The following is a 26,375-nucleotide window of genomic DNA, read 5'->3' on the forward strand; positions in this document are numbered from 1 at the left end:
TTGCCCTTCTACCCTCTACCGTCGTTTGTTCCCCGGATTGGGTGTGATATGATGGAAGGTTGAGCGAATAACGGGGATAGAAGTGGTTTGTTCGGCGGAGTGCATCGCCCATGTTCTTGACCATCCTGCGTTGCGTCGGCGAAGCGGTGGGACACAAAGGTCTGGCCGCCCTGGCCGCCTCGGCTATTCCCCTTGGCGGGTTCCTCTACGAAATTGCCGAGGATGCGTTGGAACGCTACCGTCGCCGCCGCCAGATGGAACAATTCCGGGAAGATTTGCAGGCCCTGGTCCAGGCCGAGATGGCCGAGATCCGCCAGCAAGCCCAGCAGATCGCCGCTGAAGTTGTTCCTCCCGGCACCCCGTCCCAGCAGCAGAAGCAACTGGAGCTGTACCTGACGATGGTGCCGTTGGCCGCCCGGCAGACTTTTCGCCGTCCGGAAGACCCCCAGGGCCGCAGTGTGCCCGCTCATCTCGATCTGAGTCGGCCCGAAAACTTTGTTCAGATTTTGCCGCCGCGATCGCCCCGGTTTGAGATCGGTCAGCGTGTGCCTCATGCGCCGCAGTGGGAGTTGGTTCAGCCGTTGGGGTTAGGCGGCTTCGGTGAAGTTTGGCTGGCACGGCACACGTTTTTGGGGGAGCAGCGGGCGTTCAAGTTTTGTTTGGAGCCGCGGTATCAGGAACGTCTGCTGCGGTATGAGGGGGAGGTGGTGCGGCGGGTGATGGGGATGAAGGATCGTTTTCCGGCGGATCGGCACGGGATAGTGTGGTTGTTGGATGCGTATTTGGAGGGGGAGACGCCGTGGCTGGCATATGAGTATGTCGAGGGCGGGGATTTGGCGGCGGTAATTCGGAAAATGGCGGAATTGGAACCACGCCAGCGGGGACGGTGGGCGATGGAGTATCTTCAAGCTCTAGCACGGATTGTGGGTGAGTTTCATGCGTTGGAGCCGCCGATTGTACATCGGGACCTGAAGCCGGCGAACGTTCTTTTGCGTCGTACTGCGAAGGGTGTGGTGTTGCGGGTGACGGATTTTGGGATCAGTCAGTTGGCGGCGGAGCATGCGGTGGGGCAGACGCGGGTGCAGAGTCGTTGGGTGACGCAGTGCAGTTTGGTGCGGGGGGCGTACACGCCGTTGTATGCGTCGCCGCAGCAGCGGCGGGGGGAGAGGGCGGACCCGCGGGATGATGTGTACAGTTTGGGGGTGATCGGTTGGCAGATGTTGTATGGGGATACCACGGCGGAGCGTCCGACGGCGCGGACGTTGCGTCGGGTGGCGGAGCAGTGTCGGTTGCCGTCTGGGGTTCTTGAGGTGTTGGAGCGGAGTTGGGAGGATGAGGCGGGGGAGCGTCCGGCGGGTGGTCGAGAGTTGTGGCGGCAGTTGCGCGAAGCGTTGGGGTCGGCTCGCGTTTCAGAAACCAGGGTTTTGCCTTCGCCTCCGGTTTTTCGGGGTCAACTTGTTCACAAGCTGGAGGGGCACAGGGATGTGGTGTGGCGTGTGGCGGTGAGTGGTGATGGTGGGGTGGTGGTGTCGGGGGATCTTTATCAGGTGTTGGTGTGGGATGGGGTGAGTGGTCAGTTGCGGCATCGGCTGGAGGGGCACGAGGGTTGGGTGAAGTGTGTTTCCGTGAGTGGTGATGGTGGTGTGGTGGTGTCGGGGGGTAGGGATGGTCAGGTGTTGGTGTGGGATGGTGTGAGTGGTCAGTTGCGGCATCGGCTGGAGGGGCACAGGGATAGGGTGTGGTGTGTTTCCGTGAGTGGGGATGGTGGGGTGGTGGTGTCGGGGGGTTTTGATGGTCAGGTGCTGGTGTGGAAGTGAGGATGAGGAAAAAGTGGCAGCCCGTTGCAGGGGAGGGTGGCGCTGTGTAGGAAGTCAAGAGACGCAGAACCAGAACCTGAAACAGGGGGAGGAGCCATGCAGGCGGGAAGTCTCTGGTGGGGGGGAGTGGCGGCGGGAATGGTGCTCCTGGCGGCGTGGGTGGGGCAGGAGAAAGGGACAGGGGCGGCCGGACGGATGGAAGCCGCAGCACGCGCTTGGCTGGAGTCGCTCAATGCCGAGCAGAAGTCGCGGGCCGTTTTCGGCTTTGACGATCCCCACCGCCTGCGTTGGTTCTTCACTCCGCAGCAGGACAAAGAGCGGCGCTACACCCGCAAGGGCCTGCCTCTGGAGGAAATGACCGCCGAGCAGAAGGCAGCCGCCCTGCGCTTGCTGCGAGCAGGACTCTCGGAGCGGGGGTATCAGCAGGCTCTGGAGATTTTGCAACGGGAAGGGTTGTTGGCGGAGCTAGAAGGCCCGAAGGGGGCGATGGTGCGCAATCCGGGGTGGTATTTTGTGAGTATATTCGGGTCGCCATCGGGGAGCAGCCGCTGGGGTTGGCGCTTCGAGGGGCATCATCTATCCGTGAATTACACTCTCGACCGGGGAGAGGTCATCTCGGCGACGCCGCTATTGTTCGGAGCCAATCCGGCGGAGATCAAAGCTGGCTCGCGGAAGGGGCACCGGGTGATGCCGGAGGTGGAGGATCACGTCCGGGCGTTGATCCGCTCGCTGAGTGCCGAGCAAGTCCAGCGGGCCAAACAGGAGAAGCATTTCCCGGAGATCGCCGAGGGTCGAGCGCAGGCAGGGGTGGGTCCGCCGGTCGGCTTGCGGGGCAGCGAATTGACCGCCGAGCAGCAGCGGATTCTGGCCGACCTGTTGCAAGCCTACGCCGGCCGCCTGCCGGAGGATGTCGCCCGTCAGGAAGAGAAGCGGTGGCGCAGCGCCGGCTGGGAACGCATCACCTTCGCCTACTCCGGTAGCGTGGAACCTGGCCAGCCTTACACCTATCGAGTTCAAGGTCCCGATTTTGTCGTGGAGTTTCTCAACGTGCAAGCAGATAGTGCCCGCAATCCTGCCAATCACATCCACAGCGCCTGGCGACACTTGCCGGCGGACTTTGGTCTGAGCCGCTGAGGGGAAACTCAGGGACGGAGGCGTTGCGGCTGCCAGGGGACCAGATGGACGCGGCTGTCGCCTCCCGCGGCGGCAAGCATTGGCTCTGCACCGACAGTGAAGCCGAGGGCGTAAAGGACATCCTTGCTCTCCGCGACGACGCCGAGGCATTCCCGCTGTTTCAGATCATAGACGCGCACCTTGCGGTCTTCTCCCGCGGCGAGCAGATGCCGTCCGTCCGGGCTGAAAGCGACGGCGAAGAGCGGCCCCTTGGCCTCGGTGAAGGTGGCCACGCACTGGCCGGTCTCGACATTCCACAGCCGCAGTCGCTTGTCATGACAGGCGGTCGCCAGCAGTGACGATTGGGGAGCGAAGCGGCAGCGGTACACGTAGTTGTCATGCTGGAGGACATGGCGGAGTTGGCCGCTGGCCGGACTCCAGATACGGACGGTGTGATCCGCGGAGGCGGAGGCCAGCCAGCGCCCATCGGAGGAGAAGGCCAAGCCGTAGAGGGCGTCGCCGTGCCCTTCCAGGGTCCGTAGGCATTGGCCATTCGCCAGGGACCAGAGGCGGCAGACGGGGTCATGCTCCCCTCCCCCCGCAGCGAGAAGCTGCCCATCGCCGGACAGCCCTAGGGCATACACCGGATCGTTGTGGCTTTTCCATTGGCGGAGGACACGGCCCGTGGTCGGATCGAAGCGGTGGAGCCGCCCCCCGCCGTCACATGCCAGAATGTGCCCGCTCGCTGTGTCAACTACCGCATCGTAAAAGGCATCCTCGCCCCGCAGCCGGTGCCGCAGCTTCCCCTCTGGCCAGTCCCAGATGCGGATCGTTGCATCTTCGGAGACACTGGCCAGCCAGCGCCCTTGCGGTTCGCTCACCAGAGCATAGATGTTATCGCTGTGGCCTTCCAGCCGCCGCGGGACCGCTTCCGCCCCTCGAACGGCCTCCCACAACCCCGTTACCGCCAGACCTACACCGCTGGCTAACCCCAGAACATACTCCCGCCGGCTCGGCCAGCTCTCCCGACCGCGGCAGGGCCGTTCGGATCGACTCACGGATGACGACTCCTGACGAAGAAAAGGAAGCGATGCGATCAGAGAAGGTCATTCCCGGCTCAACAAAGGCCGCAGACGCACATAGACCTGTGTCCCCGCTGGAGGCGCACGGGACAAATCGAACTTGACCAGCGGTTTGGGGTCGTAGATCGGATAGCGATTGTCCGCAATGATGCCTCCCGCGCAATCACAGGGGCAGGCGATGCATCCCGTGCCGGACTTATGAATCGCCCCGCTGCCGTGGAACACGAAGTGCGGCGTCCAGGGCTTCTCCGTCGGCTTGCCGTCTACCACCACCCGTTCCACCACAAAGTCTTGGTAGGGCCGCTCCACCCACTTGCCGTTCTGCTGCCAGAAGATGGAAATATGCACCGGGTCCCCTTGCAGGTAATCCTCCGGCTTGGTATCGGGACGCAACCCGCTGCGCCGCCGACCTTCCTGGATGCTGTAATGCACTCGCGGTTTGCATCCCAGCTCCAGGAGCGCCTTGTGCACCTCTTCCGTCGGCACATCGACCAGAAAGACGAAATACGAGGCCATCTTGGCATCACCGCCTGCCGCCTTAGCACAGCCCACAAACGCCTGCACCCGCTCCCCGAACTCATCAATGCACGGCAAGCCCTTCGGATGCTGCACCCTCGCGGATAGGATCACTTCGCCGCGCTCTTTGTCCACCACCACCGTCCCCGGCACCGGCAGCTTGGGACCTTGGCCCTCCGCCCCGCGCAGCCCGCTGCATACCGCCACCCCCAAACCTAGCAACAAACCGGTGACGAAGCGCTTCCTCATCGCCACTCCCTCTCGACTTGCCATAGGACTGCCTTACCACACGCGCTACTTCCCCGTGACGTTTGACTATTAGACGTTCATCCCCGCCGGATTATTCATCCGCGCCTCGGTTCGCCATCCCAGGATCATTTCCCGCCGCCCACCCCGCTTTACCCCGCCGGGGTCGTCTGGACTTTCAACCCGGAACATGCCTGGGCATAGTGCTCGAAAAGCGACTCGAAGACCAGCGGCAGCGGTACCCGGCGATCCAGATGCTCGTAGGCTTGCAGCGTCCGTTCCTGCCAGTCCAGGATTTGCTCGACTCCAAAGCGTAGCCCCAACGTCTGCTGGCGCTGCTCTTCCGGGCTACTTCCGCTCCCGCCGATGACCCCCCAACGCAGCCCCTCCCGCAACCCTTCCAAAAGCACGTCCAGCACCAACTCCGCCCGTTCCCGTTGCGCCGCGGACTCCTTCCCAGCTCCTTCCGCATACTCCAGGCAGCGCTTGACCCAACCCTCCACCTCGACCTGTCCTTGGAATAAACGGCTGAGCAGCTCTTCGCGCAGCTCCCACAGTCCCCCCCTGGCAATTGCCAGCGCCCGCGAGGCACTCCCCCGGCACCACCGCAAGGCCGCCTCCCGGACCGCCTCGTCCTCCACCCCGTGCTCTGTCAGAATCGCCGCCACATCCTCTCGCCCCAAGGGCCGTAAACTCACCTGCTGACACCGCGACCGGATCGTCGGCAGCAGCCGCTCCCAACTCGACGCCACCAGCAAAATGACCACCCCCGCTGGCGGCTCCTCCAATGTCTTCAAAAAAGCGTTGGCTGACTCCGCGTTCATCTCCTCCGCATCCTCGACGATTCCGACGACCCATCCCCCCCGCAGCGGCTTGCGCCACAAAGCCGCGCAAAACTCCCGCATCTGCTCCACTGGCAGACTGTGCTTTCCTTCCGGCGTCCGCACGACATGCACGTCAGGATGCGTTTCCGCCAGGACCTGCAAGCAACTGGGGCACCGGTCGCACGCCGCCAGCTCTGCCGCCCGCCGTTCGCACATCAGCCCTTTGGCCAGCTCCCGCGCAAAAAGACGCTTGCCAATCCCCGCCGGACCGGTGAGCGCATAGGCATGGCCCCACCGGCCGCTCCGCCAATAGCGCAGCACCTGCTCCCGCGCCGCCTCCTGTCCTCGTATCGCCGCCCAACTCATCACCTCTATGACTAGGAAAGACCCCTGCATCCCACCAGAGCTTTCCTAGATTAGCGCGGCACTTTCCACACCCGCACCGCCTTGTCCTCACCCCCCGACACCACCACACCACCATCAGCACTCACGGAAACACCAGACACCCCACCCTCGTGCCCCTCCAGCCGATGCCGCAACTGACCACTCACACCATCCCACACCAACACCTGACCATCACCACCCCCCGACACCACCACCCCACCATCACCACTCACGGAAACACGCCGCACCCCACCCTCGTGCCCCTCCAGCCGATGCCGCAACTGACCACGTACTCCATCCCACACCAACACCTGACCATCCCCACCCCCCGACACCACCACCTTACCATCACTACTCACGGAGACACCATGCACCACACCCTTGTGCTCCGCCAGCCGATGCCGTAACTCCCCACTCTTCCCATCCCACACCAACACCTGACCATCACGACCTACCGACACCACCACACCACCATCCCCACTCACAGATACACCCCACACCTCACCCTTGTGCCCCTCCAGCCGATGCCGCAACTTCCCACTCTTCCCATCCCACACCAACACCTGACCATCATCACCCCCTGACACCACCACTCCACCATCCCCACTCACGGAAACACCTCGCACCCAGTCCTTGTGTCCCTCCAGCGTGCATAATAACTCCGGTTCCTTCATATTCAAATCAGGCTCTCCCTCTTGCTTGTCATTTTGTGCTAAATCCGAGTGTTTATTTGTTGCTGACTTTAAGTCATTCGTGTCTAAATTGTGATCTTCTTCCTTTTCAGTATTTTGATTAGTCACTTGTTCCATTTCTGACTTTATCAAGCTCTTAGTCCACCACCATCCACCTGCAACAAGACTAAGCCATGCTATTATCATGATTAGTAACGCTACTGATACTGCCTCAATAACATAGGGTCGTGCCCGTTCCCACATCCATAACTTATTACTTCCACTTGCTGACACTTCCCACACACCCTCACCCTCGTAGTTCCTCAAATGGAATGAAACCCACTGCACTGTCGTTGTCTGACCTTGGACCAGTCTTGCCACCTGAAACGCCGAGTACCAATACTTGATATTTTTCCAAACAAGGAACAATAGACAAATAAGTGCAGGTAAACCCCATACCCCAAGACCAAAATAACCAAATCCATACCCCAAAAACCACCGCAATATATTAATCGCTAAAAATAAAATTGAGAATATAAGAATAAAAAAGATAGATATAAAACCAGATATCATTGCAAGAAATTTGATATTATACCATATTAGAATTGAACATAAAGGAATAGATTTCCAAATACCAACAGGTAAATTAATTATTTTTTTGATGAAAGTATATGTTGGTGACCATAATAAAGGTAATATATACCATACTCTAATAAATATATAAACTATTTTTTCTACCAAATATCTGTAATCTCGATTCTTATGGCGTGCAGATGCTGGAACAATCGGTGCTATTGGGGAGCCGGAAGATGGATTAGCGGCCCCACCTAGCGCCCCCGCAGGAGTAGGAGTTGCTGGCAACTGAGCTGCAGTATGAGGAGATAATCCCGTCGCAATATTTGATGATGATAGAGATGCTGTTCCAGAGGATGCACCCGCTGTTGGCGCTGCCTGCTGAAGACTCGCTGTACCCATAGAGGTTCCGGTCGTGTCCCTTGCAGGAAAGGAAGTAGCCGCCGAGACTCCCCCGGACGCCAAATGCCCACCTCCCAAGCCACTACCCCCCTCTAAACCCAACACCTGCACTACCTCTCCCTCTTGCCACCCTTCCAGTCCTGCCACCTCCTTCACCTCAAAACCGTCATACCGCACCAACTCCCCCAACGGCTTCACCTGATCAACCCCACCCCGCAACCCCAACACCAGATGACCCACCAACCGCCGCAACCCCTCCTCACCACTCCCCCACAGCTCCCGCAATAAACCCGATCCTCCCGGATGGACAAAATCCCCCTCCGTAAACAAAATGTTGTCCCCCTGATCATACCGTTGCCACAAACCCCCACGATCCCCACTCGCCGCCAACGCATACAAACCCGTGTACATCACCAACAGCGGAAAATGATCCATCGCTGGTCCATAATAACCCTCACGACCCGGATGCTGATAATGCCGATGCCCATACTCCCCCGACGGAATCCCCGCCACCGCCGGGACCCACATCCCGTCATAATCCACCAACCGCATGTCATAACCCATCACTCCACCACTGCCACCCCCCACCCCCTCCAAAATGATGAGGTTCCCATGCTGAATATCCCCATGGGCAATCTCCTGCTGCACCAACTGCTGCGACAGGTACCACAACAGATACATCAAACTCCGTAACCCCGTCCCCTTCTCCAATCGCCCCGCCACAAACTCCCGACACGTCAGACCTTCCACCCACTCCATCTTCACCACCGGATACCACTCATTCCGCACACGAATCCCCCGCTCCAAATACTCAAACGGCACCATGCAGGACAACGACCGACTCTGCAAATGCCTAGCGATCGCCGCATACCGCTGCTGCAAATTGGCCACCGGACGTGTGAAACACTTCACCGCCCACTCCTGCCCCTGCCGACTCCGCAGCCGAAAAACGACGGCAAAGTTACCGCTACAGGAGACAGGCAGCCCCATACGGTTAGTCACCGCTTCAGCCTGCTGCAACTCTGGGTCGGCAAAGCGCGTCGGCGGGGATTGCACCGCCTCGAAATAGTCCACATCGGTTGGCCACATGGTGGGTCCCTCAGGCGTCGGCCACGCCCTTCCGGGGGCGTACCCCTTCGGTCCGTCCCGGGGGTGGGCGAGGTTGTCGCTATTGTAACTCATGGTTTCCCCCGACGGTAGCAGGATGGAGCTTGCTTTTCGTGTTCGTCGGACTGCCCGCGGCTTTGGTCGGACGAAGAGCAAACCGTAGAAGTTATGGGAATGTTGGTAGGAGACGGCGCTGCTGTTGGGCGGGTTGTGGGGTGTGGGTCGTCGGCGTGTCATGGTGTTGTCCTCCTGCCGAGGGTTGGAGTTTTTCCCGGCCTTGGTCGATTGGACCATTCCGGTTTATCTGATCGGATGTACTACTGTAAACATGAACCATAAAACGGAAAAAGTCAAATCGCGTCGGCAATTTTTTTGGCCAACTCCCGACCCATCAACGCCGCAAAGCCTTGGTACACCTGGACTTACAAGCCGCCAAAACAGGGGAAAAAATGTTCCATTTTTTCCAGTCAGGGACAGCCTACCGCAGGCAAAGGAAGGCGGGAAGGAAGCGACACAGATGTCCAAGAGACAGCCACGATAAGGTGAAGCGCAGGAGAGAGAAGCGTCAGGTTGGCATTGACACGGGAGGTGCAACGGGTATCAATCGGGGCATTGGAGGGTGCGCGTGGGGAGGTTGGCTGGGGGTGGCACGCAGGGCGGGGCACAGGATGCGAAACTGGTTTGGCTTATTCTGGCGGGCATGTTTGACCACAATTTTGGTGGTCATAGTGCTAGCGCCGGCGCCGCTGTGGTATCGCTATCGGTATGTGGAGGGCAAGCGCTTTCGGGTGGTAGCGGATGGGGTGCTGTATCGTGCGGGGCAGATGACAGCGGCGGGCTTGCGGGAGGCCATCGAGCGCTATGGAATCCGCACGGTGATCAACCTGCAACATGAATCGCCGGACCCGTTGTTGCCGGAGCACTGGCTGGGGCGCGGCGTGATCCGCGAAAGCGAGTTGTGCCAGCAGATGGGTGCCCGTTATATCGTTTTGACTCCCGACATTTTGCCGCCGGACAACCGCTTGGACCAGATTCCTCCCGCGGTCGAGGAGTTTTTGGGGATCATGGACGATGAGCGGAATTATCCGGTGCTGTTGCATTGTCGTGCGGGGTTGCATCGGACCGGGCGGCTGACCGCGATTTACCGGATGGAATACGAGAACTGGTCGGTCGGCGAAGCGTTGCGTGAGTTGCGGGCGAACGGTTACGGCTTTATGGCGGCCAGCGAAGCGGATGATTTCGTCGTGCAGTTCATTCAGAATTACCGGCGGCGGGCAGAGCGGAACCCACCGGTGGCGCCGTACCCCCGCAAGGTGTCCGAATCATGGTGACGACGCTGGATCGGATGTTTTTCTGGTCTTTTGTGCGTTCCTACATTTTTGTAGGGGTTAGCTTCATCAGTCTGTTCATAGTGATCGATCTATTTACACATTTGGATGCATATGTGAATCGTCCCGGCGGCTGGTGGGCCATCGCGCAGCACATCGCTCATTACTATCTGGTGCGCTTGCCGCAGATGTTCGACTTCATGGCCGAAGCGATCACCTTGATGGCGGCGACCTTCACTGTGGCGTGGATGCTGCGGAACAACGAACTGCTCCCGCAACTCTCCGCCGGCATTCCGACGCGGCGCGTCATTCGGCCTGTGCTTGTTGGTGCCCTGCTGACTCTGCTGCTGCCGCCGCTCAATCAGGAATTCGTCATACCCGAACTGGCGGATCAGTTGATGACTTCACGCGACGATCCGGAAGGAGCCAAGGCCCAGGTTCTACTCGGTACGTTCGACAGCTCCGGCATCCATTTGGAAGGCCAGGCGGGTTACCGCAAGGACAAGCGGATCGAATGGCTTTATGTTACCTTTCCGGAGCATTCCCCCGGTGGGATGGTGCATTTGGTGGCGGCGGAGGCTTTTTATATTCCACCCGGTGATGGCCCCTTGACAGGCGGCTGGCTGCTGATCAATGCTACACCGGATACTTTCCCCGGTCCGCTCCCGATGCATCTGACCGTTTTAGGGCCGGGGCGGTATTTTCTGAAGGTGGAAACGGCCAATTTCGATGCGGTGAATCGCGGCAACACGTGGTATATCCACGCGGCCACCTCCCGGCTTTACGAGTTGCTGACCAACTCGGAGGGACGGCGGCAGGAAAAGATGGCGGTGCTCTTCCACACCCGTTTGACCCGCCCGCTTGTCGGTGCCCTGTTGGTCCTTTTGGGAGTGTCGGTCATCCTATGGAATCCCCAGCGGCATGTGGTGCTTAGCGCAGGGCTGTGCGTGGTCATTGGAGCGGGGTTTTATGTTTGTGTGGTCGGGTGCAAAGCCTTAGGCGATGCGGAGTATATCACGCCTCCCCTCGCCGCCTGGCTGCCTGTACTGCTCTACGGCCCGATCGCCATCGTGGCTTATGATGCCATGCATACCTGACCGACTTCTTCCCCCATTGGATTGGAATTGGCTGGGCCTTTCACCACAGCAGGGCATTTTCGCTTCCGTCTTGGCGTCTTTTCGTAACGTCAGAACTCATTCCAGTATCGCAAGATACTCACCCTTGCAACTCGTTGACCGAGTCGTTATAGCCGGGTGCGACGCCACAACTGCAACCGGGGTAGGCCGTCGAGGGGGCATCGGCACGGAAAGGGTATGCCGTGGGAAGGTGTGGGATCGGCGGATGCGTGGGCTGGCTGCTGGGTGGACTTTTCCTATTTATGGCGAATCTTGGGCTACTGCGAGGGCAGGAGCTTTTCTCGCCACTTTCCTGTCCTCCTTCCGTCGGAATGGTGCCGGCGGCGGACGCCAGCGACCAGCCTGGCATCGGGGGAGAAGAGAAGCGACCAGAAGAGCGGCTGGCGGAATTGGAGCGCCGTCTGGATCAGCTCCACGAGCAACTGCGGCAGCAGCGCGAGCGTTCCTCCTCCCGGCCCACCGCTCAGATCACGGGGATGATCCAACTGGATCGTTACTGGACAGGGGAGGATAGCGAGTTCCGGCAGGTTTACGGCGTTTTGCCTGATGGCACGGCTTTCCGCCGCGTGCGCATTGGGGTTCAGGGCACTTACGGGCCGTGGGAATATCGGATCATTCCCGATTTTGCCGGGGCTGGCCGCCCTTCTCTTCTGGATGTGTACATAGGTCTGAACGATATTCCCTCTCTCGGCCATCTGCGGATCGGGCATTTTGCAGAGCCGTTCGGCTTGGAACAAAGTAGCAGCACGCGGGGGGTCAACACTCTGGAACGTTCGCAGCTTACGGAGGTGTATGGCCGCCGACGGCGCGTGGGCCTCATGGTCTTCAATACTTGGGATCAGGACCAGGGAACGTGGGCAATCGGCGTTTTTCGCAGCCTCAACGACATTTTCGGAGACGATATTGGACCGCGGGAATTCCGCTCCGCTTTGACTGGCCGGCTGACGCGCCTGCTTTGGTACGAGGAACGGGAGCAATCGCTGGACCTGTTTCACGTCGGCGTTTCGTATTCGGCTCGTGTGCCTCAGAATCGGGAGGTGCAATTCCAGTCGCGGCCGGAGGATCGCTTCGGTGCGGCGGCCAATAATCTACCCGTACTCATCGACACTGGTCCAATTCCGGCCAGCTTCTATCAGCTTCTCGTCGGCGAAGCCTTGTGGATTCGCGGCCCCTTCTCTGTGCAGGGGGAGTATCTTCTGGTGCCGGTGAGTACCCGCACGCAAGGGGCGGTGTACTTCTCCGCCTGGTATGTGCAAGCCAGTGTCTTTCTGACGGGCGATCACCGCCAGTACCGGCGGGACACGGCAGTCTTGGATGCGGTCATTCCGCGGCGAGATTTTCTGCGTCGGGAAAATGGCCAATGGTTCGTGGGTCCGGGTGCTTGGGAACTGATGGTACGGCTTTCCCACGCCGACCTGAACGATGGCGGTATCACGGGGGGCCGATCCACCAACCTGACCTTCGGCTTGGCCTGGTATCTCAATCCCTACATGCGGATCATCGCCAACTACATCCAGACTCATCCCACGTCGCCACAAGGGCCATCGGCCATCGGGCACATCATCGGCCTGCGCACCGCTCTGGAGTTCTGAGGTGTTTTCGCCATTCGCTATGCCAGGTTCGCAGCTAGCATCATCGGCTTGCGCACCGCTCTGGAGTTCTGAGGTCCTCCCCGTCGAGCTTCTTCCCGTGGCGAACAGGATAGTCACGGCAGGGGAAAGGCTTCCTCCCAAATTGGAGTGCACGGCGTGTTTCGCTGGTGTTTTTCTCCAACCGGGACCAAGGATCAAGGCCGCCGGGGAAAGTTCAGGTCGAGGAAGCGCAAGGCCGTGACACGCTGGCCGGTCACGGTGAAGGTTACCAGTTCATCGGTGAAGAAGCCCTCGGCGATGCGGAAGGTGTCCGCGGCGAACGGTTCCAGGGGGCAGTCGAAGGAGCTGAAGCGCAAAAGAAGCGAGGGGGACGCATCTTTCTGGGGGCGGAGGGTCACGGAAATGGGGCCGTAAGCGGGGTGATCGTACTCGCCGGCGTAGCATTCCAGGGAAAGGGACGGGGGGCGGTGGGGATCGCGTTGTTTGAGGCGCTCGGCCCGCCCGCGGGCTTGTTCGCGTTCGTCTTCTTCATCGAGGCGGCGATAGTAGCTGATCCAGTCCTTCGGAGGCAGCCCCAGATAGAGGTCGATCAAGGCATTGGAGAGAGCCAGAGGCAGGCGGCAGTCTTGCCGATTGCACAGGACGGCACAGGCCAGGTCGGCCTCGGGGAGCAAGGTCAATTGCAGGCGGAAGCCGTCGATCAGCCCGCCGTGGGCCAGGACGCGCCGACCGCGGTAGTCGTAGCTGAGCCAGCCGAGGGCGTAACAGAGCTGGACAGTCTCCGGATTTTGCCGCCGGGCGGCTTCGGTCATCGGCAGCAGATTGTGGGGCCGATGCGTTTCCCGCAGTTGGGCAGCCGAGACTAAGCGTCGGCCATTGGGAGCACGCCCTTCGTTGAGCTGGAATTGCAGCCACAGGGCCAGGTCCCGCGGCGTGGCGTGGAGCGAACCGGCGGGATTGGCTTCCGCCATCGGATAGGGAGCCACGGCTTGCAGCCGCTGGCTGGCGGTATCCCAGCGATACCCTGTCGCTGGCACCACACCTGGTGGAAGCGGGTCGCGCGCGTGCATGACCACGTTGGCCATCCCCATCGGTTCGCACAGCCGGTCCCGCAACAGGTCCTCCCAGCGCTGGCCGGTCCGCTTCTCCAGCACCTTACCCGCCGCAATAAAGGGGATACTGGAATAGGCGAAGCCACCGCGGAAGGGATAATCCAGGGGCAGATGTTGGGTGCGTCGGAGGACTTCCTCCAGTTTCCAGGGAGCACGATACCAGAGCAGATCGTGCCCGCCGAGTCCGCAGCGGTGGCAGAGCAGGTCCCGTAGGGTCAGCAAGGCGTCAGCACGGCGGTCGGAGAGGTGGAAATCGGGAAGGTATTTGCTGGGAGGATCATCCCAGTGCAACTGCTGTTCATCGACCAACTGGGCGAGCAGGGTAACCGTGAACGCCTTGGTGCAAGAGGCGAGCGGAAAGAGGGTATCGACGGTGAGGGGCTGTTCCGGCTGGAGCTGACGCAGACCGCGGGCGCGCAGGTAGAGAACCTCCTCCCGCCGGACAACGACCACAGCCACTCCCGGCGCGGACCAGGCTCGGCGGGCGGCTTCGATCCGGCGGTCGACATGCCCAGGAGTGGGGAGCGGAGCCAGCACCACTGCGGCTGGCAGCAGCAGTCCAAGGGAGGACAGCATCAGCACACCTCATCGCGAGATGGGACGAAAGCCGCCACTGTCGCTTGGGGTGGCCCCGCGGAGTTTCCGGGGTTTTCCTAGAAGGGGGCGGCCTCCTAGTTATCCTAACTGTTGCGGCAATCGCAGTTTGGTCAGTTTCCAGTTCATTCGCAAAAATCTTGAAAAAAAAGCCATTTTTGGGGCAAAAGTCTCTTGACCGCAGCGGGAGGATCGGTATTGTCCCCGCGACTTTCCACCCCATCGCGCCTGCGGTGTGGGTGTTGGGGGAAGACACCCTGAGGTAAGGTGTCGGGGCCGCGGCCGGGTTTGGGGAACTCGCCGCCGGCTGATAGTCCATGCAGTGAAGGGGGATGCGGGATATGAGGTATCGCGACTTCGGGGGAGTACTGGTGGCGGCTGTGACGGTGCTGGCTGCACCCGCCCAAAGTCTGGCCCAGCATGTGGTCGGCACACCGGCCCTGACGGATGGCTCCGACGGCGGATTCCAAGTGCCGCTCAACACCGACCCCATCTATCGCTTGCCCACAGGACGAGCTGGCGATTCCGGCTTCTACACCGCCGCCGAGTTCGTCATGTTGACCCAAACCCGCGATTTCGGCTCGCAAACCATCGCCGTCCGTGGGTTCTTCGACTCGGCTGGCGTCCTGACCGGCATCCCCGGCACCTTCGTCGGCAGCGGCACGGAAGCCCTCAACACCCGGGACTTCAGCCGCCAGACCTATCAACCCGGTTTCAACGTCGAAATCGGCTATCGCTTCGACAACGGCATGCGCCTGTTCTTCAACTACATGCAATTGGTCGAAGCCCATGCCTCGTTAGGAGCAACCCTGGTTCCGCCGCTTTTCCGTGGGCCGCCCGGACTAGCGGATACCTTCCTCTCCGCTCCGGTCTTCAACTTCCCGCCGAACTTCGCCGGCCCGGCCCAGAAGGTCCAGGGATTCGGGGACTACCAAATCTACGGTATCTGGAACGCCGCCTCGACAATGGACATTCGCATTGTCCAGCGCTATCAGGAAATGAACGCGGGCTACCGCATCCCGATGCTGGAGACGGATTATAGCCGACTCTACGGCACCGCGGGCGGCCGCTTCGCTTGGATCTTCGAGCGCTTCCAATGGTGGACCTTCAGCTATGACATCAACGGCAACGTCCGGCCCCAGGATACCGCCCGCTATACCAATACTCTCTCCCAACGGATGTACGGTCCGTTCATCGGCGTCGGCCATGAAATCTTCATCCTCAACCAGTTCTCCTTGAGCACCGATCTGACGGGGGCCATGCTCTTCGAGGTGGCCAAGATGCGGGCCAAGTACCAGCTTGGCGAGAACGTCCCCGCCGACATCGCCACCCAATCCAAATTTGGACGCGAGGAGTTCCGCATCGTCCCCAACGTCAATGCTGCCGTCAACTTCTGGTGGTATCCGGTGGAAGGCGTCCAGATCCGTGTCGGCTATCAGGCCCTGATGTTCTTCAATACCTTGCACATGAACGAACCCGTCGGTTTCAACTACGGCAACATCGATCCCAGCTACAAGGTCAAGGAGTTCCGCCTGATCCACGGCTTCAATGCTGGCATCGGCTTCTTCTTCTGATCTGATCTCACGTGGGCCTCAGTTCCGCATCGCCTCGAACCTCCCGGTGCGACCCCACGTGCCGGGAGTTCTCCCTTTGTCACGGCAATCCTCTGTCAAGGCGAAATCCCTTTTTCCTGTCTGGAAACATCTCGGAATTCTCGGTCCATTGCAGGACGAAGCAGGAGGTGAAAGCGACCGTTCCAGAGCAATCGGACCCTACCCGGCACGAGCGCAGCGGGCCGTTGGCCAGTTGCCCCCTTGGTGATGGTCAGGGGAATTCATAAGCTAAGCGGGGTTTGTGCTGGGTGGTCTCCGCACGCCGTGGAGCGGACCTGGCCGGGTTGTGACGATACTTACCAACGATGCCGAAGCGTACCGATCTCCGCAAAATCCTGGTCATTGGTTCAGGACCCATTGTCATCGGTCAGGCCTGCGAGTTCGATTATTCTGGAACGCAAGCCTGCAAAGCTCTGCGAGAGGAAGGCTACACCGTCGTGCTGGTCAATTCCAATCCGGCGACCATCATGACGGACCCGGAAACCGCCGACCGTACTTATATCGAACCGATCAAGTGGCCGATCGTCGAAAAGATCATCGCCGCGGAACGGCCTGACGCTCTGCTCCCCACCTTGGGCGGCCAGACGGCCCTGAATACCGCGATGGACCTGGTGCGCCACGGCGTCCTGGAACGCTATGGCGTGGAGATGATCGGGGCCAAAGCCGAAGTGATCGACAAAGCCGAGGACCGCCAGAAGTTCAAGGATGCCATGCTGAAATTGGGCCTGGAAGTGCCCCGCAGCGGCGTGGTCCGGTCCCTCGCGGAGGCGATCGACATCCTGGATACCATTGGCTTGCCTTGTGTCTTGCGCCCCAGCTTCACCCTCGGCGGCACCGGCGGCGGAATCGCCTACAACCGCGAGGAGTTCGTCGAGTTAATCAACCGCGGCTTGCAACTGTCCCCCGTCGGCGAGGTCCTGGTTGAGGAGTCCGTCATCGGCTGGAAGGAATTCGAACTGGAAGTGATGCGGGATCGGGCGGACAACGTCGTCATCATCTGCTCCATCGAAAATCTCGACCCGATGGGAGTGCACACCGGCGACAGCATCACCGTCGCCCCGGCTCAAACCCTCACGGACAAAGAGTACCAGCGCATGCGGGACGCCGCCATCGCCATCATCCGGGAAATCGGCGTGGAAACCGGCGGCTCCAACATCCAGTTTGCCGTCAATCCCAAAGACGGGCGCATGGTGGCCATCGAAATGAATCCGCGGGTCAGCCGCTCCAGTGCTTTGGCCTCCAAAGCCACCGGCTTCCCCATCGCCAAAATCGCCGCCAAACTGGCCATCGGCTACACCCTCGACGAACTTCGCAACGACATTACCCGCGAAACCCCCGCCTCCTTCGAGCCGACCATCGACTACGTCGTCACCAAAGTGCCGCGCTTCGCCTTTGAAAAGTTCCCCGAAGCTGATCCGACCCTCACCACCCAAATGAAGTCGGTCGGGGAAACCATGGCCATTGGCCGATCCTTTCCCGAATCCTTGCAGAAGGCCCTGCGCGGCTTGGAAGTCGGGCGCTTCGGCCTCGGCTGCGATCGCAAAGACCGCTGGGGCACTGATTCCCAACCTGACCGCGAAGAAATCATCCGCAAACTGGCCCGCCCCAACGCCGAACGCATCTGGTACATCCGCTATGCCTTGCTCGATGGCCTATCTGTCGATGACATCCACCAGCTCACCCACATCGATCCCTGGTTCCTTCGGCAGATTCAACAACTGGTCGAGGTAGAACGGCGCTTGCGGCAATGTTCCTCCCTGGAGGAGGTCACTCCGGAGTTGCTTTGGGAAGCCAAGCAACACGGCTTCGTGGACCGCCAACTGGCCCACCTCTGGGATTGCTCGGAAAACGACGTGCGCGCCTTGCGGCAACGTCACGGCATTCTCCCGGTCTTCAAGTCCGTGGACACCTGCGCCGCCGAATTTGAGGCCTACACCCCCTACTACTACTCCACTTACGAGTTGCCTGTGCGCCAAGCGGACCAGTCGAAGCACTGCGAGGATGAAGTCCGGCCTCCTACAGGCAAGCCGCGCATCATGATCCTTGGCGGCGGACCCAATCGCATCGGCCAAGGGATCGAGTTCGACTACTGCTGCGTCCAGGCCGCCTTCGCCCTGCGCGAAGCTGGCTATGAAGTCATCATGGTCAATTCCAACCCCGAAACCGTTAGCACCGATTACGACACCTCCGATCTGCTGTTCTTCGAGCCTCTCACGGTCGAAGATGTGCTCAACATTTATGAGCGGACGCGGCCTCAAGGCGTCATCGTGCAGTTCGGCGGACAAACCCCACTCAACCTGGCCAAAACGCTGGAACTCCACGGCCTGCCCATCATCGGCACCAGTGTCGATAGCATTGACATCGCCGAAAACCGTGAACGCTTCGCCCGCCTTATCCACGATCTCGGATTGCAGCAACCGGCCAATGGGACCGCCATCGATGCCGCCCAGGCCCTGCGCGTCGCCCGGAAAATCGGTTTCCCTGTTCTGGTGCGCCCCAGCTTCGTCCTCGGCGGACGCGACATGCGCATCGTCTACGATGAACACGAGCTACTCCAGTACATGACCCGCATCGAACCGGACCTGACTCCGGAACGGCCGGTGCTCATCGATCAGTTCCTCCTCAATGCCGTGGAAGTCGATGTGGATTGCCTTGCCGATGGCCAGCGGACCTACATTGCCGGTGTCATGCAGCACATTGAGGAGGCGGGCATCCATTCCGGCGACTCTGCCTGTGTTCTTCCGCCTCACAGCTTGCCCCCGGAGATTGTCGCCGAAATCGAACGCCAAACCCGCTTGCTGGCCCAAGCCCTCCAAGTCCGCGGCCTGATGAATATCCAATTCGCCGTCGCCGGACTGCGCAATGGATCAAGTCCTGGCGGTCCGCCCCAGGTCTACGTGCTGGAAGCCAACCCCCGTGCCAGCCGCACCGTCCCCTTTGTCTCCAAGGCCATCGGCCTTCCCCTTGCCCGGCTGGCCGCCCTCGTCATGGTCGGCAAAACCCTCGATGAACTCGGTCTCCACAAGGAAATCGTTCCCTCCCACTACTCCATCAAAGAAAGTGTCTTCCCCTTCAACAAGTTCCCCGGTGTCGATATCATCCTCGGACCGGAAATGAAGTCCACCGGCGAAGTCATGGGCATCGACGACCAGTTCCCTCTGGCCTTTGCCAAGTCCCAACTCGCCGCTAACTCCCCCTTGCCCAAATCGGGCACCATCTTTATCTCCGTCGCGGATCGCCACAAAGCTGAGGTTGTTCCCATCGCCCAGCAGTTCGCCGAGATGGGCTACAAACTCATCGCCACGCGCGGCACGGCCCGCCACTTGGCGGCGCACGGCATCACGGTTGAGGAAATCCCCAAAATCGCCGAAGGGCGGCCCAACTTGCTCGACCTGATGAAAAACGGCCAGGTCGCCCTGATCATCAACACCCCCAGCGGACATGGCCGGGCGACCGATGAAGGCAAAATCCGCGCCACCGCGGTCACCCTTGGAGTCACCTGCATCACCACGCTGGCCGCCGCCCAGGCCGCCGCCGATGCTTGCCGGGCGCTCCAGCATTCCGAGCTGACCGTCACCGCCTTGCAGGATCGCTTCCCCACCTCACGCCGTTGATCCTCCCCTTCGCATTCCACGGAAGCCATCACACCCGCCCTAGTCGGTTGCCCCGTGATGGGTCCCTTTTTTCCTCCCCGCGCTACCGCCTGACCCGTGGCCGAAAAAATGGACAATTTTTTTGCCCTCCGGACTAGTTGTAACTCCAGGTGTGCCAGAGCCTTGCGGCGTTGGTGGGTTGGGAGTTGGCTAAAAAATTGCCGACGCGATTTGACTTTTTCCGTTTTATGGTTCATGTTTACATTAGTACACAAGATCAGTCCAAGGGGGACAGTCCAGCGGAGGTTCACTTCCTGCGGAGGCGTTCGGCGAGGGCGACCTGCTGGATGATGGCCTGGCGGAGTTCTTCGAGCATTTCGGCGCGGGGCATGTCGAGGTAGCGGCAGGGGTCGAGGGGCGGACCGACGGAGACGGCAAGGGTGGCATCGGTCGGTGGTGCAAAGAGGGGAGCCAAGCGGGGCCAGCGGCGGAAGCGGTTCCAGGCAGCAAACGCTCCGGCAATACCCACCGGCACAATCGGGCAACGGACGCGACGGATCAAAAGCGAAACCCCCGGCTTGAGAGGCTGAACCTGGCCCGTGTGCGAACGTTCTCCTTCCGGGAACATCACGACGGCATGTCCCTCTTCCAGGGCGTGCAGGACGGTTTGGATACCTTCCTTGCCCAAGGAGCGGTCGATGGGAATGGCGTTGAGGGAACGGATGAGGGGTGCGAGAAGCGGTTGCTGGAAGAGGGTGTGACGAGCGAGGAAGGAGAGGTAGCGGCGGGCGGCCAGGCCAACGAGGATGGGATCAAGCATGGATTGGTGATTGGCGATGATGAGGACCGGTCCCGTGCGGGGGAGGTGGTGCCAGCCGCGGCGGCGGAAGCTGTAGGCGAGGGTGAAGGCGGTCCACATGGCCCAGTAGGCGGTGTTGTACCAGAGGCGGGGCAGCCAGCGGAGTTGGGCGGTGGGTGCCGGGCCGGAAAAGGTCGGCGGGGATCCAGGAGGGAGGTCCGTGGTATGGGCCGAGAGAACGGAGGCGCGAAACGGCGACGGATTCATAATGGCCGCTGGGATGGGGGAATCGGGAGTCGTTGCCGGGCGTGTAATTCCATGATATCCAGGACCTGCTGCGGGGTCAGGTGGGTGGAGTCGATGAGGATAGCATCGGGGGGCTGGCGCAAGGGGCTGTCGGAGCGGGTGGAGTCGCGGGTATCCCGCTGCTGGAGTTCGTGGAGAACGGTTTCGTAGTCGGTGGCGAGGCCGCGCTGCTGGAGTTCCAGCCAGCGGCGGCGCGCGCGTGTGGGCAATTCCGCTGTGAGGAAGAATTTGAGGTCTGCATCCGGGAAAACGACGGTCCCTTGATCCCGGCCTTCGGTGACGAGGTGGCGTCCCTGGGCATGGCGGCGCTGCAACTCGACCAGCCAGCGACGGACTTCGGGAATAACGGCTACGAGGCTGGCCCCTTCACCCACTTCCGGCGTGCGTAAGTGGGAGGTGATGTCCTGGCCGTCGAGAAGGATGCCCTGCGGGGTGAGTTCCAAATGGAGCTGCGGCAGGAGGGTGCGGAGAGCCTCGACATCTGAACAGGAAATCCCGCGTTGCAGGGCTGCCCAGGCGACCGCGCGATACATGGCCCCCGTGTCGAGGTAGTCGAAACCCAGACGGGCGGCCAAGGCTTTAGCAGCGGTTCCTTTGCCGGATGCCGCGGGTCCATCAATGGTGATGACCATAGGTGGCTCTTGCACACTGAGGCTGAAAAACGGCGCGAGAGTGGCCAACCGATGGGGAAGATTGTGGAGGTCAATGAATGCGCAGGATTACCAGTTCCTGTTCGCGGATCGGTTTGCGGACGAGGGTGCCCCCTGCCTCGAGAAGTTGATAGGAGAACTCTCCCGCGGGAATGCTGACATCGACGCTTTGCCGGGGCGGGATGCGGTAGGTGACGCCGTTGAGTACGAGGGTGACCTCGGAGGAAAAGTCGTTAACCAAACGGACCAAGCCTTTGCCAGCCCAAGGCGAGGTCGAGGGTAAGGAAGGCGTGGCGGGGCGAGTGGGAGAAAGGGCCGAGTATTGGGAGCGGAGTTTGTTCAATTCGGCTTCCACATCGGCCAATTTGTTGCGGAGTTGGCGGATTTCCTCGAGCAGTCCAGGGGTCGCTGGAGTTTCCGCGCTTCCACTGCGTCCGCGAAGCAGGTCGCTCAGTTGTTGTAACTGCTGCTGCATTTGGGTGAGGCGGGAGTTGGTCTCATCAAGCTGTTTTTTCAAGGCGGCAAGTTCGGGAGTGCTGCCATTTTTGCTGGTGTCACTGCCGGGGGTTTGGGAGACGGCGATGGGCAGAGGCGGTAGCGGGGCGTCCGAGGCGGGGGCAGGATCTGGCAGAGCGAGGAGCCAAACGCCGAATGCCGCGGCACGTGCCAACGATGATGGGGTGGCATGGATCATGGCAGAATCTCCCGGCGACACAGGTGTGAGCGGAGAAGCCGGCGGAGGTACGAGGGGTGGTGGAGCCGGCAAGGGGCGGGTTGGCACCGGAGTGTTCGTACCCGCGCCCTCTGAATTGAGAGTAGATGACGGCGGGGGCGGAAGCAAGCGGGAATCAACGGCAGCGGCAGGCGGTGGCCATAGCGGTGCTGGAGGGGGCAAAGGTGGAGCACCATCCGGCGGTGGCGGAGGCAACGACGGCAATCCAGGAGGAATCCCGCTACCCGAAGGCGGCGGAGGCAAAACCGATGCTGGCGGGGACCCGGACGGGGAAACAGCCAACAGGGGCGGAGAGCTTTCCGGGAGGACGGCTTGGCCCCACACGAGCGAGACCAAGCCGAGCAGACTGCCGATTCCTCCGATCGCTAAGAGACGAGGACGCATGCCTCTCCCCTCCGAATTTGGTACTTCGGGACACTATCCCGTCTGGCCGCAGTGTTTGGGTAAGGACCTCGCCTGCTTCAGTCCCCTCCTTCTCCCTCTGAGACCGAAGTCAGTCCGACTCGTAAGAACTAATCCGGTTGCTCAGCGAAAGCTCTGGGGTGTCGTTAGCGGTGGAAAGAGCACGATATTCCATTTGGTAAGCATCCTCGCCAGTGTCGGGATAGTAATGGCGCAGGAGCCGGACAGCCTGGAAACCCATTTTGCGGAAAAAGAGTTGGGCGGTCAGATTGCGTTCACGGACGAGCAAGGTAATAGCGCGGCGGCGGTGAGCCTCCATTTTCTGGATCAAGCGCTGGATCATTTGGGTGCCGATGCCAGTGCGGCGTGCAGAGGGGTGGACGGCGAAATTGAGGAGGTGCAGGCAGCTCTTCTGCAATTCGTAGATCATGAAGCCAACGATGCTCTCGCCTTGTTCCGCCACCATGCCGATGCAGTGGCGCTGGCGTAGGCAGCGGAGGAAATCTTCCTCCGACCAGGCATATTCGAAGCTGGCCATTTCCGTGCGGAGCACGTCGCTCAGGTCCCGCCGGATCATCCAGCGGATATGCACAGGCGGTGCCGGGTTGGTTCCCTCCCGCTGGCGTGGACGCGTCGAACGACTGTTCATAAGCGGTCTCCTTCCCCCTGGGGAATCCCCGCTGCGGCAAGGTGCCGGCGAGGGTTCCGTTTGTCCGTCGGCTTTCCGTGCCTTTCCCCTCCGCCGTCATCACACGGACTTATTCTGACTTATCCGGCGGGCACTCCGGGCGACTGGGCCGGCACTATCCCAGGCATTTCCCCCATCGGCAGATACCTCCCCCCGCCTGTGGCGAATCTGCAACAAATGTGACGCCTTTGTCGAGGGGGATTTCCGGGCTGCCAACACCTCTAGCAATAATCCCTGCATTTCCGAGTCGGGCCAGTCGTGGCATAAGTGTTGGTATCGACGCGAAGCACCCTCGATCGGGATGGCCAGGATCGTACACCCGCTTGCCGGTCGTCTGGGTCCGAGGCGAGAGCCTCGATTCGATGCTATCGGCGGACCGGATTGCGCCGGGAGGATGGCGGCTTCCAATCGCCCGCTACTGTGGTTTGTGGGGTTCATGGTGCGGTCCGAAGCGTCAGGGCTGGATAAACTGGGTACTTTCCTCCTTGATCACTGGTGCGCGTATGGAATCGTAACTCAATTGGACCCGCAGACGGGCATCGCCGGCTACGGTGCCGCGAATCCGCAGGCGATAGATGGCTTCGCCGCGCACCGGCAGGTTGGCCAAAGGAGCGAAGATCAAGCGGTTCTCTTCCTGGCGGATCGCCGTGGGGCCGCTGGAACCTTTGTATTCAGCACCTTCCGGCAGCAAGGCGGTCAGTTGAATCTGCTGGCAGGGGCTGGTTCCCTGGTTGAGCAAGCGGATTTCATACACAGCTTCCTGGCCCACGAGCACAGGGTCCTCCAGATCGAAGACTTCAAAGCGCAGGGCAGGTACTCCCTCGGCCCGCACAGGTAACTCGCTTTTGGCCTGAAGCGTCCGGCGGGAGGAAGGCAATGGAGCGGCGGCTCCCTGGACGGCGGGTGGTAGCGTTTGCGCCAGACAGCGCAGAGTCCCCTCACCAGGCGCCGTGGCCCGGAGCTTGATCCCGATGCTGCGCGAAGCTCCCGCCGCGAGTGACGGCAGTTGCCAGACGACGCAACGCTGCTCCGGCTGATAGGTTCCCCCTTCCCCCGCTTGGACGAAGTCGAGCCATGGCGGCAGTTGGACGTAAAGTGCCAACGGTTCGGTCTCCGCGGAACCAGGATTGGAAAGGGTGATCTCATAGACCGTTTCGGTTCGGACCAGGCACTTGGAGGGGCCGTGGACGCGAAGTTCCAAACGAGGCTCGACGATGCGGATCGCCGCTTGAGTCGTCACTTCTCCTTGGGCCGTCGCCACGGCGAGAATCCGGCACTGATGCATTCCTGGAGCAACGGCTGTCACCCGCAGGGGCAACGTTTTGCTCTCCCCGGCAGCTAGCACCGGAATCTGGGCTTCGATAACGGCCCCTTGGGCGTGGCGCAGCCCTTCGGACAATTGAGCCTGCACCAGCAGGTTGTGGGCGGGTCCGCTGCCGCTGTTGTGGAGCTGAATAGTCCACGTGATCTCCTCGCCGACCCGGCACTGCTGCGGGCCGCTCAGTTGGAGCAGCACACGCGGCCGCGTCACCCGCAGAACCTTCTCCGCATTGGCCGCTAGCGACACTACGGGCCGCAAGCGCAACGACCCTTCCTGCAGCGGTACTAGCCGGATCATTACATGCTTTTCGCTTCCCGCTTCCAGCGGGCCGATTTCCCAGCGGAGTTTGCGCCCTTGCACCTGCGCGGGCGGCTCACTCCCGACATAATTCGCCCCTTCGGGCACCTCATCTTCCAAAACCACCTGGTTCACACTGCTGGTCCCGACGTTGCGCAAACGGACCTCGCAGCGGCATTCCACGCCGGCCACGACCTGCGGCGGCGTCGTTACCTCCAGCCGCAAATGAGGGCTGACATCCGCAGGTCCGTCCGGTTCCCCGCGGGATGCTGGGAGTGAAGCAGAAGAAGGAGGCTTCGTCTCGGAGATTGGGGAGGGACCTGCCAGGGCCGGCGAGCTTCCTGTCTCGGGCGAGGGAACGCTTCCTGGACGTATCCCACTTCCGGGAAGCGGCGGGGGTGAAGCAGTTGCGCCCGAAACCGCGGGAGTGGGTGGGGCGGTGTGTGATGGGACTGAAGGATGTACGCCGAGCGGCGAAAGCGACAACGGAGCTGGCACGGGGGGTACCTCCGGTCCCGGAGAAGGCACGGCTGGTGTCGTTGCGGTCCCTTGGAACGGCTCTGGAGAGGCAGTCGGTGAAGAAACCGAGGAAGGAACGAGCGGGCGGGAAGGTGAAGATGCCTCAGGGAGCGGCGTAGGGCCATTCCAGACCTGAACGCCGTCGGCACCTGCTACCACCGGTCGCGTCAGCCGAGTTTTGAGTCCAGAAGGAGATTTGGGAAGGTCCGCAGGGCGCGGCTGGCCTGCCCCGGCAACGGGTGGGGGTGGCGGCAATCCTGGAGCCGATCCTGGGGCAGAGCCAAGGGTAGGTGGTAACGCCGGCGGTTGGCTCCGACTGACCGAAGCCAGCCCAGCGATGATCCCGCACAGCACGATCCATACTCCCCCGCGTCTGAGCACGGTTGGTTCCCCCTATGGATTGAGGTATTCCGCTCCCCGTTCTTCCCCCGTTGGAGGAGGGGGGTATTTCCGGGCGTTTTTTTCTAGCTTGGCCCGTACAGCGTCGCTCAGATCAATGCCGGTGTGGGCGCTCAACAGCAGGAGAATGTTGGCCACATCCGCCAACTCATCGGCGATAGCCTCCCGCTGCTGAGGATCGCGGGCAGCAGAGAGCGATTGTTCGGGACTCAGCCAGCGGAACAAGGCACATAATTCGCCGACCTCACTGGCCAGGGCTAGAGCAAGGTTTTTGGGCGTGTGGTATGGTTCCCAGCCCCGCACAGCCGCAAAGTGGCAGATTGCTTCTTTGAGCACTGCAATCGGCGTGCTCGCGTCTCCGCCCGGCAGGTCGGTCATGATCGTCGTCACAGCTTTCCGGATCGTCGCTGCCACCGCTTCCCCCGTGTGGCAGTCCCCCGACGTGGCGCCCCCTATAGCCTGGTGTGGATTCCTGTCAATCCCTTCCCCGCTGCCATCCGCCAGAGTCGCTTGTGTCATTTCCGCTTCGGTCTGGTCGTTTGTGCGCTGGGTGGACTT

Annotated in this window: 18 protein-coding genes; 7 read left to right on the forward strand and 11 right to left on the reverse strand. The window is 61.0% G+C overall.

All coding sequences use genetic code 11. The features are described from left to right. The first annotated feature begins 110 nt into the window (after positions 1–110). Together H0921_RS13745 and H0921_RS13750 are read left to right on the forward strand one after the other, a co-directional pair. Positions 111–1,817: a serine/threonine-protein kinase gene (locus H0921_RS13745; protein ID WP_194539090.1), complete on the forward strand. Its 1,707-nt coding sequence runs from the start codon at positions 111–113 to the stop codon at positions 1,815–1,817. Between the two features lie 96 nt (positions 1,818–1,913). Further along, the gene (locus H0921_RS13750) at positions 1,914–2,951 is read left to right on the forward strand and encodes a DUF3500 domain-containing protein (RefSeq protein ID WP_194539091.1); all 1,038 of its coding nucleotides are present in this window, start codon (positions 1,914–1,916) and stop codon (positions 2,949–2,951) included. Between the two features lie 8 nt (positions 2,952–2,959). On the opposite strand, the gene H0921_RS13755 is transcribed toward H0921_RS13750, so the two are convergent. From H0921_RS13755 to H0921_RS13770, 4 genes are all read right to left on the reverse strand, one after another. Next, entirely contained in the window at positions 2,960–3,988 is a 1,029-nt protein-coding gene (locus tag H0921_RS13755) for a WD40 repeat domain-containing protein (protein WP_194539092.1), read from the reverse strand. A 48-nt stretch (positions 3,989–4,036) separates the two neighbouring features. Further along, the gene (locus tag H0921_RS13760; RefSeq protein WP_194539093.1) at positions 4,037–4,777 is read right to left on the reverse strand and encodes a YdjY domain-containing protein; all 741 of its coding nucleotides are present in this window, start codon (positions 4,775–4,777) and stop codon (positions 4,037–4,039) included. A gap of 149 nt (positions 4,778–4,926) precedes the next feature. Next, positions 4,927–5,994 (reverse strand): DNA polymerase III subunit delta', encoded by a 1,068-nt coding sequence (holB, locus tag H0921_RS13765; RefSeq protein ID WP_194539094.1) that lies wholly within the window; start codon positions 5,992–5,994, stop codon positions 4,927–4,929. Between the two features lie 20 nt (positions 5,995–6,014). Then, positions 6,015–8,309, reverse strand: coding sequence for a WD40 repeat domain-containing protein (locus H0921_RS13770; protein WP_194539095.1), 2,295 nt, complete (start codon positions 8,307–8,309; stop codon positions 6,015–6,017). 1,094 nt (positions 8,310–9,403) lie between these two features. Between H0921_RS13770 and H0921_RS13775 the strand changes: the two genes are divergently transcribed. The 3 genes from H0921_RS13775 to H0921_RS13785 all read left to right on the forward strand — a co-directional run bounded on the left by H0921_RS13775 (position 9,404) and on the right by H0921_RS13785 (position 12,791). Further along, positions 9,404–10,066: a fused DSP-PTPase phosphatase/NAD kinase-like protein gene (locus H0921_RS13775; RefSeq protein WP_194539096.1), complete on the forward strand. Its 663-nt coding sequence runs from the start codon at positions 9,404–9,406 to the stop codon at positions 10,064–10,066. Then, positions 10,060–11,160, forward strand: coding sequence for an LptF/LptG family permease (locus tag H0921_RS13780; RefSeq protein ID WP_194539097.1), 1,101 nt, complete (start codon positions 10,060–10,062; stop codon positions 11,158–11,160). The genes H0921_RS13775 and H0921_RS13780 overlap by 7 nt, the downstream gene beginning before the upstream one ends. A gap of 281 nt (positions 11,161–11,441) precedes the next feature. Further along, positions 11,442–12,791 (forward strand): OprO/OprP family phosphate-selective porin, encoded by a 1,350-nt coding sequence (locus H0921_RS13785; protein ID WP_194539098.1) that lies wholly within the window; start codon positions 11,442–11,444, stop codon positions 12,789–12,791. Between the two features lie 194 nt (positions 12,792–12,985). Here the strand turns inward: H0921_RS13785 and H0921_RS13790 are convergent, their stop codons facing one another. Next, positions 12,986–14,479 (reverse strand): serine hydrolase, encoded by a 1,494-nt coding sequence (locus tag H0921_RS13790; RefSeq protein ID WP_194539099.1) that lies wholly within the window; start codon positions 14,477–14,479, stop codon positions 12,986–12,988. 359 nt (positions 14,480–14,838) lie between these two features. Between H0921_RS13790 and H0921_RS13795 the strand changes: the two genes are divergently transcribed. Together H0921_RS13795 and carB are read left to right on the forward strand one after the other, a co-directional pair. Then, the gene (locus H0921_RS13795) at positions 14,839–16,071 is read left to right on the forward strand and encodes an Lpg1974 family pore-forming outer membrane protein (protein ID WP_194539100.1); all 1,233 of its coding nucleotides are present in this window, start codon (positions 14,839–14,841) and stop codon (positions 16,069–16,071) included. Positions 16,072–16,415: 344 nt separating this feature from the next. Next, positions 16,416–19,724 (forward strand): carbamoyl-phosphate synthase large subunit, encoded by a 3,309-nt coding sequence (carB, locus tag H0921_RS13800; protein ID WP_194539101.1) that lies wholly within the window; start codon positions 16,416–16,418, stop codon positions 19,722–19,724. 286 nt (positions 19,725–20,010) lie between these two features. Here carB and H0921_RS13805 read toward each other — a convergent pair whose 3' ends face one another. The 6 genes from H0921_RS13805 to H0921_RS13830 all read right to left on the reverse strand — a co-directional run bounded on the left by H0921_RS13805 (position 20,011) and on the right by H0921_RS13830 (position 26,336). Then, a complete protein-coding gene (locus H0921_RS13805) occupies positions 20,011–20,769 on the reverse strand; it encodes a lysophospholipid acyltransferase family protein (protein WP_194539102.1) in 759 nt (252 codons plus the stop codon). Beyond that, complete coding sequence (gene cmk / locus H0921_RS13810; protein WP_194539103.1) at positions 20,766–21,440, reverse strand: (d)CMP kinase; 675 nt, start codon at positions 21,438–21,440, stop codon at positions 20,766–20,768. The genes H0921_RS13805 and cmk overlap by 4 nt, the downstream gene beginning before the upstream one ends. A 70-nt stretch (positions 21,441–21,510) precedes the next feature. Continuing rightward, entirely contained in the window at positions 21,511–22,575 is a 1,065-nt protein-coding gene (locus tag H0921_RS13815) for a hypothetical protein (protein ID WP_194539104.1), read from the reverse strand. Between the two features lie 109 nt (positions 22,576–22,684). After that, positions 22,685–23,242, reverse strand: coding sequence for a ribosomal protein S18-alanine N-acetyltransferase (gene rimI / locus H0921_RS13820; protein ID WP_194539105.1), 558 nt, complete (start codon positions 23,240–23,242; stop codon positions 22,685–22,687). A gap of 493 nt (positions 23,243–23,735) precedes the next feature. After that, a complete protein-coding gene (locus tag H0921_RS13825; RefSeq protein ID WP_194539106.1) occupies positions 23,736–25,124 on the reverse strand; it encodes a DUF11 domain-containing protein in 1,389 nt (462 codons plus the stop codon). A 687-nt stretch (positions 25,125–25,811) separates the two neighbouring features. Beyond that, positions 25,812–26,336, reverse strand: a complete 525-nt coding sequence (locus tag H0921_RS13830; RefSeq protein WP_228499728.1) for a nucleotide pyrophosphohydrolase — start codon at positions 26,334–26,336, stop codon at positions 25,812–25,814. Positions 26,337–26,375 lie beyond the last annotated feature (39 nt).

Source organism: Thermogemmata fonticola (assembly GCF_013694095.1).
GTDB classification, from domain to species: domain Bacteria; phylum Planctomycetota; class Planctomycetia; order Gemmatales; family Gemmataceae; genus Thermogemmata; species Thermogemmata fonticola.